At 50.6% G+C, this 13,596-nt stretch carries 8 protein-coding genes and 1 pseudogene; 6 read left to right on the forward strand and 3 right to left on the reverse strand.

What is annotated here, in order from left to right; all coding sequences use genetic code 11:
* Positions 1-69: 69 nt before the first annotated feature.
* Entirely contained in the window at positions 70-237 is a 168-nt protein-coding gene (locus tag GZZ87_RS18860; protein ID WP_162024488.1) for a hypothetical protein, read from the forward strand.
* 87 nt (positions 238-324) lie between these two features.
* A complete protein-coding gene (locus GZZ87_RS18865; protein WP_178106543.1) occupies positions 325-1,827 on the forward strand; it encodes a sulfatase in 1,503 nt (500 codons plus the stop codon).
* 168 nt (positions 1,828-1,995) lie between these two features.
* Here the strand turns inward: GZZ87_RS18865 and GZZ87_RS18870 are convergent, their stop codons facing one another.
* On the reverse strand, positions 1,996-2,181 hold the full coding sequence (locus GZZ87_RS18870) for a hypothetical protein (RefSeq protein WP_162024487.1): 186 nt from the start codon (positions 2,179-2,181) through the stop codon (positions 1,996-1,998).
* 130 nt (positions 2,182-2,311) lie between these two features.
* On the opposite strand from GZZ87_RS18870, the gene GZZ87_RS18875 reads away from it, so the two are divergent.
* Together GZZ87_RS18875 and GZZ87_RS18880 are read left to right on the forward strand one after the other, a co-directional pair.
* The gene (locus GZZ87_RS18875; protein ID WP_162024486.1) at positions 2,312-3,682 is read left to right on the forward strand and encodes a sulfatase; all 1,371 of its coding nucleotides are present in this window, start codon (positions 2,312-2,314) and stop codon (positions 3,680-3,682) included.
* A 154-nt stretch (positions 3,683-3,836) separates the two neighbouring features.
* Positions 3,837-4,110 (forward strand): annotated as a pseudogene (locus GZZ87_RS18880) (MFS transporter); the annotation flags it as partial.
* Positions 4,111-4,158: 48 nt separating this feature from the next.
* On the opposite strand, the gene GZZ87_RS18885 reads toward GZZ87_RS18880, so the two are convergent.
* Together GZZ87_RS18885 and GZZ87_RS18890 are read right to left on the reverse strand one after the other, a co-directional pair.
* Positions 4,159-7,299 (reverse strand): LamG domain-containing protein, encoded by a 3,141-nt coding sequence (locus GZZ87_RS18885; protein WP_162024485.1) that lies wholly within the window; start codon positions 7,297-7,299, stop codon positions 4,159-4,161.
* 21 nt (positions 7,300-7,320) lie between these two features.
* Complete coding sequence (locus tag GZZ87_RS18890) at positions 7,321-8,379, reverse strand: putative glycoside hydrolase (protein ID WP_162024484.1); 1,059 nt, start codon at positions 8,377-8,379, stop codon at positions 7,321-7,323.
* Positions 8,380-8,934: 555 nt separating this feature from the next.
* Between GZZ87_RS18890 and GZZ87_RS18895 the strand changes: the two genes are divergently transcribed.
* Both GZZ87_RS18895 and GZZ87_RS18900 read left to right on the forward strand, forming a co-directional pair.
* Positions 8,935-12,756: a hypothetical protein gene (locus GZZ87_RS18895; protein ID WP_162024483.1), complete on the forward strand. Its 3,822-nt coding sequence runs from the start codon at positions 8,935-8,937 to the stop codon at positions 12,754-12,756.
* A 9-nt stretch (positions 12,757-12,765) separates the two neighbouring features.
* Positions 12,766-13,491 carry a hypothetical protein gene (locus tag GZZ87_RS18900; protein ID WP_162024482.1) on the forward strand — a complete coding sequence of 242 codons (726 nt, stop codon included), beginning with the start codon at positions 12,766-12,768 and terminating at the stop codon, positions 13,489-13,491.
* The last annotated feature ends 105 nt before the right edge of the window (positions 13,492-13,596 follow it).

Raw genomic sequence — 13,596 nt, forward strand, 5'->3', positions numbered from 1 at the left:
TCTCACAGTCAGCAGGATAGTCGCACTGTATTTAAACTCGAAACTTCCGATGAGCCGGATTCACACGGTGTGAAGAATCAAGAATCCTATGAAATCAAAACACTGACCGTCAAACGCGGCGATGTGATGCCTGCCAAAATAGCGGGTTACGGCGGCCATACGATGATCATGGGGCCGATCCAGCCGGGAATTTCCTCATTCGGAGCGATTGACTCTTTCGCAATAGGTGTATCTTGATGCAGTTCTTATTCTTAGAGAATCGTGCCAATGCACTGTCTTGCACGATCCATGTTTTTTCCGATAAGTAATCTATTTTAGAACCCTATGAATGTCCAAAAGCTTAAGGCTCAACCCATATCTCGTCTCAATCAGTATATTTTATCACTGTTTGTAGCGGCGTTTTCTTTGATTGCTGGTGTCTGCTGTGCAACGGCAGAAAAGCCAAATGTGGTCGTCTTCCTCGTCGATGATCTTGGTTATATGGACGTCAGCCCGAATAACCCGAACTGTTTCTACGAGACCCCGAATATCGAGGCCTTGGCGAGTGCTGGAATGCGTTTTACTGATGGCTACGCCGCTAATCCGGTGTGTTCGCCGACTCGCTATAGTTTAATGACGGGCCGGTATCCGACACGTGTTGGCGTGACCAACTTTTTCCCGAAGTCCAAAGGGGCGAAGTTACGCAGCGGCACTTTCAATCCCGCACCGTTGACCGAAGAGATGCCTCTAGACGAGGTAACGCTGGCTGATGCTTTTCGAGCGCAGGGCTATGCGACCTTTTTTGCTGGCAAGTGGCACCTCGGGCATGGCGAAGCGTTTTTTCCACTCAATCGTGGTTTCGATATTAATATCGGCGGTAATCACAATGGAGGCCCCTATACGGGCAAAAAGTATTTCGCGCCTTTTAATAATCCTCAAATGGAAGAGGAAAGCCCTGCAGGCGAGCACATGCCCGCACGTCTGGCACGTGAAACGGTGAGCTTTATCCAATCAAACAAGGACCGACCTTTTTTTGCCTATTTCTCCTTTTATTCGGTGCATACACCTCTGATGGGGCGTCCGGACTTGGTCGCGAAATATAAAGAGAAGGCGAAGCAGATTTCCGGTAAAGAGTTCGATCAGGTTTCTGCTGCGAGTGGTAAAAAAAGCAAGCGGCGCATCCTGCAAAAACATGCGGTCTATGCCGCGATGGTGGAAGCGATGGACGAAGCAGTCGGCGAAGTCATCCAAGCTTTAAAGGACGCAGACGTTTGGGATCATACCATCATCGTGTTCACATCAGACAATGGCGGGCTCGCCACCTCGGAGGGATTGCCGACCAGCAATCTACCTTTCAACGGCGGTAAGGGCTGGGTGTTCGAAGGAGGGATTCGCGAACCATGGATTATACGCTATCCAGGAGTCACCGAAGAGGGCTCTATCAGTGATGCGCAGATCTGCTCGATCGATCTGTTTCCCACCTTGGTGGCCGCGGCCGGATATGAGGCGCAGCATGAAATCGACGGTTTGGATTTACGCCCGGTGTTAGACGGTGGCGCGCTCGATCGTGACGCACTTTACTGGCACTACCCACATTATAGTAATCAAGGCGGCATCCCAGGTGGTGCAATACGCATGGGAGACTACAAACTGGTTGAGGATTTCGAAGATGGCAGCGTGGCACTGTTTAATTTGCAGCAGGATATCGGCGAAACAAAGGATCTCTGCGCTGCGCAGCCCGAACGCGTGAGCGAGATGCGTGCGCGACTCCATGCATGGTATGAAAAATACGATGCAGAGTTTCTTCGTCCCAAAGGTAAAGATGGTCCCATGCCTTGGCGGCCATAGTTTAAGGGATGAGTCTTGCCTGCTGACAGCTTTTCCCTGTCCTGACTACTGACTAGTCTTTGAGCGGCTCCTTTCGCGCCCCACATTCCACACAGAAGCAGTGAAACGAATCTTAAATAGGGAAGCCGAAGTCGGCTGTCTGGCGTAACCGGGTGCTCGTGCGAGGCGTTAGCAGATCGCATGGAAGTCCGTTTCCTCGCCGTCGCTCAATGCCTCGAGCGTATATACAAAAAACTTCAAGTCCCTGCTGCTGTTGTAGCAGTCGCGGCGGCGATACGAAAAGAGGAGGTCTAATTCGTCGCTATAGGTAGGACCTTCTGATGGTCGCTTATCTGCCAAATGGAAGAGTGTCATGGGTTTTGCTGAACTGACAAATTGGTGATTGTTTATACGCTCTTACTTTATATAAAAACATCTGCTGGTATTTATTTTAAATATACAAATATCGTTACCACGCTCTATTATTCCCCCTGTTTTTAAGTTCATGTTCGGACGTTCCCCAAAGCTCATCCCTCTATTTCTCTTGCTTACGGTCGGTTATCTGCCCGCATCGCCTTTGGTCGCGAAACCGACAAATTTCATCTTGATCTATGCCGATGACTTGGGCTATGGTGACCTCAGCTGTTATGGTGCTGAGGGGTATCAGACGCCAGAGCTCGATGCGATGGCGAAGCAGGGGATGCGTTTTACTGATTTTTCGACGTCGAGTTCGATCTGCACGCCTTCTCGGGCGGGCTTGTTGACTGGGCGCTATGCGCAGCGTTGGGGGCACAACGGCAGGGTGTATTTCCCAACGAGTCAGGATGGTATGCCAGAATTCGAGGTGACCATCGCGGAAGTCCTCAAGGGTGCCGGATACCAAACAGCACTTGTCGGAAAATGGCATCTCGGCCATCAACCACGGTTTCTACCGACCAATCAAGGCTTCGATTTCTACTACGGTATCCCTTATAGCAATGACATGTGGCAAGATCCGGAAACGCCACTTGCCGAGGATGCCGTGTTTACCGCGGGCAAGACGCGTGAGGATTATCTCAATTACGACGTAAACAATAATGCGAATCGCAACTTGGTGCCATTGATGCTCGGCACCGAGGTGATAGAATGGCCCGTGGATCAGTCGACTTTGATACGCCGCTATACTGAGCAAGCGCAGGCGTTTATCGTCGCGAATAAAGAGCAACCGTTTTTCCTCTATTTCGCGCATGCCATGCCGCACATCCCATTGTTTGCTTCAGAGGCGTTCAAAGGAAAGACCGAGCGTGGGCTGTTCGGTGATGTGATCGAAGAGCTCGATTGGTCGGTGGGGCAGGTGCTTCAAACACTACGTGAGAACGGTCTCGCTGAAAATACGCTGGTTATCTTCACCTCGGACAACGGGCCATGGTTGTCGAAGAAGAAAGATGCCGGGAATGCTGGCTCCTTGCGCAACGGCAAGTTTAGCGTCTACGAAGGGGGCTGTCGCGTGCCCGCCATTGCATGGCAACCAGGCAGCGTGCCTGCCAATGTGCTCTGCGAGGAGCAAGTTTCCACGCTCGACCTAATGCCGACCTTTGCCGCCATCGCCGGCACACAAGCACCAGCGGATCGTCCCATCGACGGTCTTAATATTGAGGCGGTGTTATCCGGGCAATTTACCGAAGCTCCCCAGCGGGATTATTTCCTCTATCGTGGCCCTGCGATTCGTGTCGGCGACTGGAAATACATCAAGCAGAAGGGCAAGGCTGAGCTGTTTAATTTATCGAACGATAAGGAAGAGCAGCACAACTTGGTTCGCGAGAATCCTGAGAAAGCTCAGGAGTTAGCGAAGCGCTTAACCGAAGTGACTGCTCAGCTGAATCAGACAAAGAAATGAGATTCCTAAGTCACCCGCTGCGTCATATTATACCAACATGCGACTAAAACTGGTAAAAAGGTTTAACCGCAGAGATCGCTGAGTGCGCCGAGGAGATGGGGAGGGCTGCGTGAAATGCTCTGCGTCAGCTCTCAGCGTGCTCTGCGATCTCTAGCGTGGCACACTGTCTTCGATTCAACAGGTAGCAATTATTTCGGGTCTGTTCTGCGCGTTTATAAGTAACTATCTGATTGCTGGTGCGGCAGGTAGCTCCCTCAAGGGATTTGCCTCGGGCTACGAAGCTTGGCGCTGGATGTTTTGGATCGAGCTGATTCCTGCAGTCATCTTTTTCTTTGCGCTACTGTTCATACCTGAAAGTCCACGACTATCTAGTCGCCCGTGGTAAACGCGAAAAAGCCATCAGTGTCTTGACGAAAGTGATGGGCGACCGCGCCGAGTGGAAGCATGATGAAATCCGCGAAGCGGTTTCCTTAGGTTTAGGGCTTCGCCTTTAGCACCCAAGCTGAGGACTCTAATCCATCGAGAGGGAGATTGTAGACGCGGCTGTAGGAATTGGTCTGTGCGTCGTAGTCGGTTTGCCAGAAGTCATTGCCGTGAACGGATTGGTCGAGTGCTTGTTCTTTACCATCGACGACTTGATACAGCGTGTAGCCGGTGGAGGTCGCTAGGCCAGCGAAGCGAATCGGCACATAGCCTACGCCGCCTTTGACTTGAACCTGTATCTCACCGGATTGTGCTTGGATCTTGATCGGGTAATTGTTGGTGAGTGTGCCACCTATCACTGCTACTTTCAGATCGTTGCCAATGGCTTCGCGGTAAGTGGTTTGCCATGCGTTCGGATTGGCGATCAGATGTTCGCGGTAGGCTTCGTTCGGGCCGTAGTAGTCGTCGGCTTCGCGGTGCAGTGTGATCCATTCGAGATCCATCTCTATGGTATCGCCGGGCATGAAGCGGGTGACTCCCTTCGGTGCGGTGAGCAGTAAGTCAATATTCGGGCTAATGTCTTTGTTGGTTTGGTGAACTGGTGCGCTGATGGTTGGTTGGGTATAAGTTTTTCCGCCGAAGGTCGCACGATAGCCTCGAATGACTAAGGCGCGGTAGCCGTTGCCCTTGCCGTCATCGCGGGTCTGGCTTGCTCCAGGGAAGCTGACCCACCATGGCGCGGCACCAGTCAACTCCTGCTGCTCAATTAGATAGTCGCCGCGTTGCAGAGTGATTGCTGCCGCTTCTGATTTGATGAGTCCTGCTGCGTTACCGTAGGCGAGCGTGGGGCAGGTGTAGCCACTCGTGCGCCCCATCTTGAAGAGCCATGCGCCTTCTGCCGAAACTTCCTTCTCAAAGGTGTAGTTAAATTTCTGGAAGGTTCTCGCATAGTCATCCGTGCGTAAGGTTTGAACTTCGGCATCGAAGGAGACTTCGCGCTGACTGCCGTAGTTGCCGTTGTATTTAACATCTGTGAGACAGGGGCCATGCGCAAAGTAGGCGGTCTTCAGTTCATTCGGGTGGTGACGTTTACCATTGGCGTCGTTCACGAGTAGCCAGTCGCCGCCCCAACCGGCATTTGTCCAGCTCCATTTTTTACCGTCCGCTCCGATGCGAGCCATGAGCATGCGCACATCGGTAATGCCGACATCCACGCAGCTACGATCTACGTCGAAGCAAATGGTTTCGCCCCAGCAGCCGATTGCGAGTTGATCCCAGCGGCTATTACCGCCGTAGCCGACAAGTGAGAGTTGCGCGTGTGAAGCGGATGGTAAGTTACCGTAAAATCCATAGGCAATGCGCAGCTTATAGCTTTGCTTGCCGGGCTGTGCGGGGAGTAGGGCGTAAGCGCGCAAGTAAGACCCGAGCTTGCCGTAGTGCCAGTTCTTACTGAGTTGCACTGGAATGCCAGTGGGCGTGCCATCTTCGTAACAGAGTATCGGCACGAGGCCGGTGATGTTGGCCACTTTGCGAAGGTAGAGCATGAACGGCACTTCCTGCGCGTTACCATCGGCATTGTCGATTTCGAGAGTGAACTCGTCGTAATTGCGAATGTCAGTATAGCCCGTCTTCCAGTCACGGTTGAGTTTTTTTACCTCGGCGACTTGGCAGTCCAGATCGGGTTGGAACACAGACTTGATGGTTTGGCCATCTGCAGTGTGCACCGTCACTGTGCTGTTGCGAGTCGCTGGCGTTTCGGGAGTCAGGTCGCAGTTCAGTGTGAGTGTTTTGGAGTCGCCCATGTCCCATGCCTCGATGGCAGGTGAACGTTCTTCCCATGTTTGATCGCTAGTTGTTAGCTGGATACGCGTGATGACATCGCGCCAGACATATTCAGTCGGCTTGGGATCCGATCGAGTATCAAAGGTCTTTTCGTAGTGGAGTCCGGTTTTGTTCGCAAGGGTTTCAGGGTGTGCGTTGTGCGCTTCGATTTCGTCCTCGCTAAGGGTGCGGTTCCAGAGGCGCACTTGATCGAACTTGCCGTAGGTTGTGGTGTTTTTTTCGTCAACCGACCCGAGCTGAATGCTTCCTGAGACTGGCGTGCGTGCTTTGTCGATGGTCTTACTGCTTTCGAGCCGTCCATTGACGTAATAGCGCATGGTTGTTCCATCATAAGTGAGCACTAAGTGGTTCCAGTCGTCTAATTTGAAAAGCTTGTGATTTTGTTCTCTCAATATGTGACGATTGCGTGGCCCACCGCCGATGTTCATAGAGGCTTCGGTGCGACTGCCGCGTATGGTGAAGCCGATGTGGCCATCCTCGTTTTGACCGCCATTTTTACTTACCAGAGGGCCATTGTTTTGCTTGGCCGGGTTTTGTGGAACGTTGACCCAGCATTCCATACTAAATGTTTCTGCGCTCGGCTTGCTGACGTTGTTCAGGGTGAGGGGCGCTTGCACGACCGCGTGCGCGTTGCCGACAACGCCGAATGTGGCTCCGTCGATGAAGGGGGGTGTTGGTGTTATTTCGGCGCTTAAGGTTAGGGAGTCCGGCCAGCCGACGACTTGTAGGCGTGCATTGCAACTGAGTTCATTGCCTTCATCATCCTCAAAGACGATATGCTGTATTTCAAAATTCTGAAGGTAGCGAGCTGATTCCCAGAGGCGGGTGTCCTGTAGGCGACGGGCATCACTTATGGGGCCAGTAACGCAGTGCTTGGCAGTGAATACTTTACCAGAACTGGCGAGCTGAATCGAGAGTTCAGCTGGCTGGAGTTGCTCTAATTTGCTGGTTCCTGTTTCTAGGCCAGAGGCATAGTTTTTAGTGCCGGTGATTCGGCCGAAGCGAGCTTGATCGAGATGGGCTAAATCAAGCACGAGCCCGTAGTAGCCGGTTTCGATCGCGAGCTGATCAGGGGATGTGTCGTTGGCATTTTTACGAAACCCGTTGAGCCAATAGCCAAAGCTGTAGTTGCGTGGGTTGAGCAGTGGAGCGCCTTCAATGACAGGGAAGTTCGGTGACGTCGAGCGTGCTTCGACTTGCGGGGCTGGAGTCTTTTCGGGGATAGGGGCGGGGCTTTCGCTAATGACCGTAGGCTTAGACGCAGCAGACTGCTGAGGGACGCTGGTTGGCTTTTCGGAGCAGGCAGCTAGTAGTAGCAGGCAAGGTAAGAGTGCGTAGTGGAATTTAGGCATGATAATATTTTTAAGAGCCATTTATTGTGACTGCGAATGCCAGTCAATACTGGCGGATTCTTCGTTTAAATTTACGTAGACTTGAGCGTGTTGAAAACTGCGGATATATACCCCGGGTTCGATTTCGGCCATGGTGCCTTGCGGTGGGCCGAGCGGCTTTTGGTATTCGGGGTAGTTTGGGTATTGCCCGTCCTGGTTGTGGTAGCCCCAATTATAGAGGAAGTAGCAATTGTCACCTGCAGCGAGTAGGAAGCAGGCCAGTGGGAACTCGAGATCGGCGGTGGCTTGTTCGTTGGTGATGGGGATGTCTAAATTAAGACAGGGCAGGCTGCGGGGCCAGGCTTTGACGAATACGGTCTTACCTGCTTCTACGGCGCGGCGCATGGTGGCTAGATCATCTAGTAAGCTTTCTGTTTTAAGGTCGCCTGTCTTAGGGTCGCGTGTGCTGCAGCCACAGAAGTGCTCAAACAGCACGCCATCAAAAGACTCTAAGAAGCGTAGGCCACGATCCTCCCACTTGCTGAGGCGAGCACCGGCACCATTGTAGATGAGTTGCTTGGAGTCGCTAACTCGGGCGTCTAGCTGGCGAACCATTTCTGTCAGCCCGACTTCGATCGCAGCAGATTTTTCGCTACCCCACAAATGCTTCTGCGTGCTGTGGCTGGCAGCTGGGAGCGCATCGATGAGTAATCCGTCGAGGGAGCTATCTTCGGAGAGCATCTGCTCCGCGCAATCCACCCACCAATTACGCACTGCTTCCTGGCTCAAATCATAGCAGGGGCGGCGTCCACGCTTCATGTAGATTGAGCCGTCGGCGTTGCGTAATGCCCATTGCTCTTTGTTTGCGTCAAAGGTGTCGAAGGCAGCATAGAGATTGTAGGCAATGATCGAATTCCAATAGCCGTAAACCTGTGCGCCTGGATTGATTGCCTTGATCTGTCTAGCTGCGCGCTCGACTGTAACTTCCGATTGATCTTCTCGGAGCGCGTGCTCCATACTTTTATCAAAAATGATGATGGGGCAGTTCTCGGCCAGATAGCTCGCTTCTGTATGCGTTAAAGCACCTTCGCTTTTGGCCATGAGCGCAAAGCGTGGCACGGTCTCCCATGAAAAAGGAAGGGCGGCCTCAGTTGGAGTGTGTGAGTCCCTTTTTATGCTTTCGCTGCTTACCGCGGGCGATTCCGATGGGATCGCCGGTTTTTCAGAGCAAGCGCCTAATAAGAGCAGAGATAAGAGGGATGCGTAGTGGAATTTAGGCATGATAACACTTTAATGGATGTTTACTCTTTGCCTCGGGGTATGTGGTGAGTGCCTCACGTTTGCCTTCATCTATAAGGTGGTGCATCGTTGGGGTATCTCTGCGTGACTTCATTATTGGGAGGTTTTAGATTATACTTCTGTTAGTAGTAACGGGTGGCTCGATTTAGACTTCGTAATATTTTAATCGATTTTATCGGAAACGAGACCATGAAGCATCACGTGTTTACGGGATTAGGGTAAATAAGGTTGACTCTGGAGTGTTAATGTTAACATTCCTAAATCATCAAGGTCCCCTCCTATCTCTTGATCGTTCGGCAATCATTAGCGTGCTTCTCCTACATGCTATTGCCTTGTCTCCCTCTACAGTCCCTCCCCATGTATTACTCTCGCAAAAAAAAATCGAATAGTGCCACCAGTCAGGATGGCTTTGCTCTGGTGATTGCACTCAGCTTGATGGCTTTCATCCTGTTATTGCTGCTTTCAATCACAACGCTGGTGCAGGTCGAAACGCGTAGCGCCAATACCAGTAAGATCCAAATGGAGGCGGAGCAGGCCGCGTTGCTTAGCCTCAACATAGCGATCGGTGAGCTCCAGAAAACTGCAGGGCCGGATCAGCGTATTACAGCGGCGGCATCCATCTTCGGCGATTCGAATAATGGTCATACCAGCGAAAACCCCGACGGCAGTAGCACGACGGCATCCAGCGTCACTCCAGCGGCAGGGGAGTCGGGGCAAGATTCGTGGGTCGGCGTCTGGCAGTCCGATACAGTTGCGGTTGGCACACCGAGTTACAGTCCCGCTACACCGGATCAACGAAAGTTCCTCGGTTGGTTGGTTTCCTCTGTGAATGACACCACGGGTGAGTTTGAACTGCCGCAAAAGCTTGATGCGGTGGGGGTGGATGTTTCTACGTCTTCGAGTTACGTGACGCTTGCTACCGATTCCAATGATGATGCCTACATGCAAGTTGAAAAAGTGCCCGTTGCTGATAGCGACATTGCATTTGCGTTCGCAATTGAAGATGAGAGTTTGAAGGCTGATTTGTCTTGGAGTGAGTTGCCGAAGTCGTCCACGACTGCTGAGCGCTATCAGGCTTCGCGCCTTTCGGCGGCACCGGGCCCCGATTATGGAGCCTTGAACGGATCCGGCGCAACGGGTCCTTTTGACTCTATCTCTTACCCATTGTCCAGTGATAGTGGCTATTTGATTTCCAAAGGTATTTTGAAAATCGGCGATGTTGCCGGTGTTACGAATTCAATGGCTGGGGGAGGCGCAGATGATTGGCTCAAGGATCAACGCGGCAATGTTACTTGGGGCAGTCGCGGGGTGATTGCAGATGTGAAATTTGGTGGATTACGCCGCGACCTCAGTCTTGCTTTCGAGATGGATGGGGATGCGGAGGCCGCAAATGCGACCAAATTCAATGATTCCGTTACTAGTGAATTCGTCGGAAATGGAGATCGATTAAGCGCTCCGTTGAAACCTGTTGGCTTACCGATTGAGGAGCGTTTCTTATGGCGCGATTATCTCGGTTCAGGAACGACGTTTAATTCTCATATCAAAGTGCCGACAGGAACCGTTGCGCCGAACGCTGCATTGCCAGCTGTGATGCGGGGCCCGAATTGGTGGGCATTGCGTGATTATGCCAATCTTTATAAGCGACTATCAGGATCGTCAGGGAATTATGCGATGCAGGCTCGTCCGTATTACCCGAATAGATCCACTGAAGATGAGACATATAGTGATATGTTTGACATTATTAGACGTGGAGACGGGTGGGACATGGAGACGCGTTTTAGGCTTCAAGCTCCGGATCAGGGGGACGAGAAGTATTTATATCGTCCGGCTCAATCCAATTATGCGCCAGTTTATCTGGGAGCGACTGTCCTAATTAGTCTATCAGGTGAGGATGCCGGAGGTAATGTTGATCTGGTCATCGGTGCGGATCCTCTTTTTTACTTTTGGAATCCATATAATCGAACAATAAAGGTGGATCATATCGGTGTTCGATTAGGTGAGGCTTTCCCTAGTAGCGTTGCTTTGTGGTTAGATCCAAACCCATTGCCTGCTGATAGCGATGGTTATGTTCAGTATCCCTATGGAGCCTCTCTGAATGATTTATTTAAGAATAATGTTACAAATAAAAACGGCAATGTAATTACTTATTTAATTAAAGATACTTCGGGCGGGTCTATTACACTGGAACCCGGTGAGGTTGTGATCGCGTCTCCTTCTGATGTGCCCGGCGCAGCGAAGTTAGGGTATGAAACCAATGACACGAGCGGGATTTTAATGTCGAATCTCCGTGGCACGAATCGGATTTCCATGCCTAAAGTTGATCCGGATACGGGTAATGCATCCACGGTAGGCTTTAATTTTCTAGATAGTGGTGGTGGTGATCGCCATGATGTAGACATCAGCATTCCTGCAGCGGGGATCTCTGCAGCAGACCTTTACGCTGATCTGGAAAATTTCGGGGAAGAAACTCAAAGTTGGCATATGCCGATGTGGGCGGGCGACCGGTCGATCGCGGAGTATACGACACCCGAAGCGGTGACCGACAAGGAGACTTTTGATTTCGATACGGTCGATGCTGACGGAAACCCGGTCCAGGTTAAAAAGACGAGGATTTTGAATGACCCCATAGCCACCGTCGGCGTGTCGACACTGATCGGTGTTAAAACATACTTTGGATTACATACACTGCTTATGAAGCCCGCTGCTTTTACAGGGCAACTGCCCAATCCGATTGAGGCGTTTTCCTTGTTTAATCCGATGCCTATGTTGATGAAGCGGGATTATTGGCGTAATTGTAATTTGAACATGGTCTACAATCATGTGACTGCCAGTAATGCGAGCACATTGCTTTCCGGTAACGGTATAGGATTTTCCAGTGAAGAACGAAATGCATTTTTTGGTTACAGCTATGAATATACCGGTGCAGGAACAGGCTCATCTTTCGTTACGGTTTCAAATATTCCAGAGTCTCCCTTGTTGTCGATAGCTCAATTTTCTCAAGCGAATTTATCAATCATGTCGACTGACCCCTTGCATGCCGTCGGTAATTCGTGGGCAAGTCCCGTAATGGCTCCGGATGCGCCTTATGGACAATTACAAACGCCGACATGGGTGACAACCGCGCAGGATTTTTCTTGGTTGATTAACGATGCCTTGTTTGACCGTTATTATTTCTCAGGACTTGCGCCTGACTATGAAATCACGGGAAGCGGTTATAGCGCTTCTGCTTCGTTGGAAGATACACTGAGTCAGTTTTATGGAAGCGACTATTTGAGTGCCATGGCTAATCCAGTGTTACGCCCTTATATCCCGGATGGTGTAGATGCTAGTCAGGTCGAGGATGAGTTGGCGCAGGCCGACGGATATAAAAAGTTCGGCGCATATGCTTTGATTCAAGGCGCATTCAACGTGAATTCCACTTCCGTTGCAGCATGGAAGGCTTTTCTTGGAGGTAATCGAGATTTAGAAATAAGTTATGCAGATGGGGGGGATAATAGTGACAGTGGTTCACCTTTTCCGAAAAGTTCAGCTCCCTCTGCGCCACGATCTGGGACTGAGTCGGAATGGGCGGGTTTTGCTCGTCTCTCGGAGGATCAAATTGAGGCTTTAGCTGGTTCGATAGTCGATCAAGTGAAACTGCGTGGCCCATTTATGAGTCTTTCCGATTTTGTGAATCGTCGTGTTGGACCGCTTAATGATGATACCAGTTACATGGGGGCAATTCAGGCTGCGATTAATATTCAGGAAGCTGCCGGTCTAATTAATACAGGAGCGAAAGGTGCGGCGTTCGGGACGACGCCAGTATATACTCAAGGTGATTTTTATGCGGGAGCAGGAGATGTTGGCACCCGAACCACGACGACTGGCATTGCCACATCTGTCACGCAGGCGGACGTGTTAACACCGCTGGCACCTCGAATGACTGTTAGGGCGGATACTTTTAAGGTGCGTGCGTATGGTGAAGTTCGGTCAACAGACGGAGATGAGATCCAAGCGAAGGCGGTTTGTGAGGTCGTCGTGCAACGTTTGCCGGAATTCGTTGATGATGCGGATAACCCTTGGGATGAAGCGACTGATCCTTTGGCTCCTAGTGTAAGTGCGTTAAGTTCAATTAATGAACGTTTTGGTCGTAAGTTTAAGATCGTTCAGTTTCGCTGGCTCTCTTCTGATGAAATTTAAAAAAATATTATGTATCATTTAAAATACACTGATGGGTGGTTCGCATTTGCAATCGGCTTCATTGCTTTTCTCAGTATCTTTTCAGATGCAACTGCGCAGAATCCAAAAGTTTCGGCATCAGTTGAATTTTCATGTGTCATCTGGAATAAGCTGCCTTACGAAACTTTATATTATCGGCAAGATGGTGAGTATTTACCGCTGAAGTTATCTCCGAATAATCGGTCTCCTCTCTATGATTTGTCGGGCATGGAAGCTTTCGAGCTGTATATTCCAGGGTTGGATGAAACAGGGCAGCCCGCCTATAAGCTAGTCGGTCAGTCGGCTCTGCTTCCTGACGTGAGGCGGCTTCTTTTTTTTATTGTTGAACGACCGAAGGATTCGGGACTTCCATTAGGTTTATTGGGGATTGATGATTCTCTAAATACTTTTCCGCCCGGAACGACCCGGTTTGTTAATATGTCGAGTGAGCCTCTAGTAGTCAGCTATGGAGATAAGAATACGTTAATACCGATTCGATCGATGAAGAACGTGAAATCAAATGCTCCGGCGAAGGGAGGCTTCATGCCTTTCTTAGTGACTGATGAGCAAGGTGATCGTGTGTATGAAACTCGATTGATGAGTCGGCCTACAGGACGAGACATGGTTTTCATTCTGCCATCAGAGAGAAGGGATCGATCAGTCGAATTGAAATTTATTCCTCAAATCATTCCTCCGAATCAGTCAGTTGAAGAGTAGCATAGATCTGATTCTATGGATTATATCGATACTTCCATGTGCTACTCAGTTCTGCTTCGACTCTCTTGAGTCTTCAGCTCTAACTAGTGGATAAAAGCCTCGGTT

Source organism: Lentimonas sp. CC4, from assembly GCF_902728235.1.
In the GTDB taxonomy this organism is placed as follows: Bacteria; Verrucomicrobiota; Verrucomicrobiia; order Opitutales; family Coraliomargaritaceae; genus Lentimonas.

What these genes read in the sequence shown, in the direction of transcription:
- GZZ87_RS18865 (WP_178106543.1), top strand. Translation starts at nt 325, where the DNA reads ATGAATGTCCAAAAGCTTAAGGCTCAACCCATATCTCGTCTCAATCAG.
- GZZ87_RS18870 (WP_162024487.1), bottom strand. Translation starts at nt 2,181, where the DNA reads ATGACACTCTTCCATTTGGCAGATAAGCGACCATCAGAAGGTCCTACC.
- GZZ87_RS18875 (WP_162024486.1), top strand. Translation starts at nt 2,312, where the DNA reads ATGTTCGGACGTTCCCCAAAGCTCATCCCTCTATTTCTCTTGCTTACG.
- GZZ87_RS18885 (WP_162024485.1), bottom strand. Translation starts at nt 7,299, where the DNA reads ATGCCTAAATTCCACTACGCACTCTTACCTTGCCTGCTACTACTAGCT.
- GZZ87_RS18890 (WP_162024484.1), bottom strand. Translation starts at nt 8,379, where the DNA reads ATGGCCAAAAGCGAAGGTGCTTTAACGCATACAGAAGCGAGCTATCTG.
- GZZ87_RS18895 (WP_162024483.1), top strand. Translation starts at nt 8,935, where the DNA reads ATGTATTACTCTCGCAAAAAAAAATCGAATAGTGCCACCAGTCAGGAT.
- GZZ87_RS18900 (WP_162024482.1), top strand. Translation starts at nt 12,766, where the DNA reads ATGTATCATTTAAAATACACTGATGGGTGGTTCGCATTTGCAATCGGC.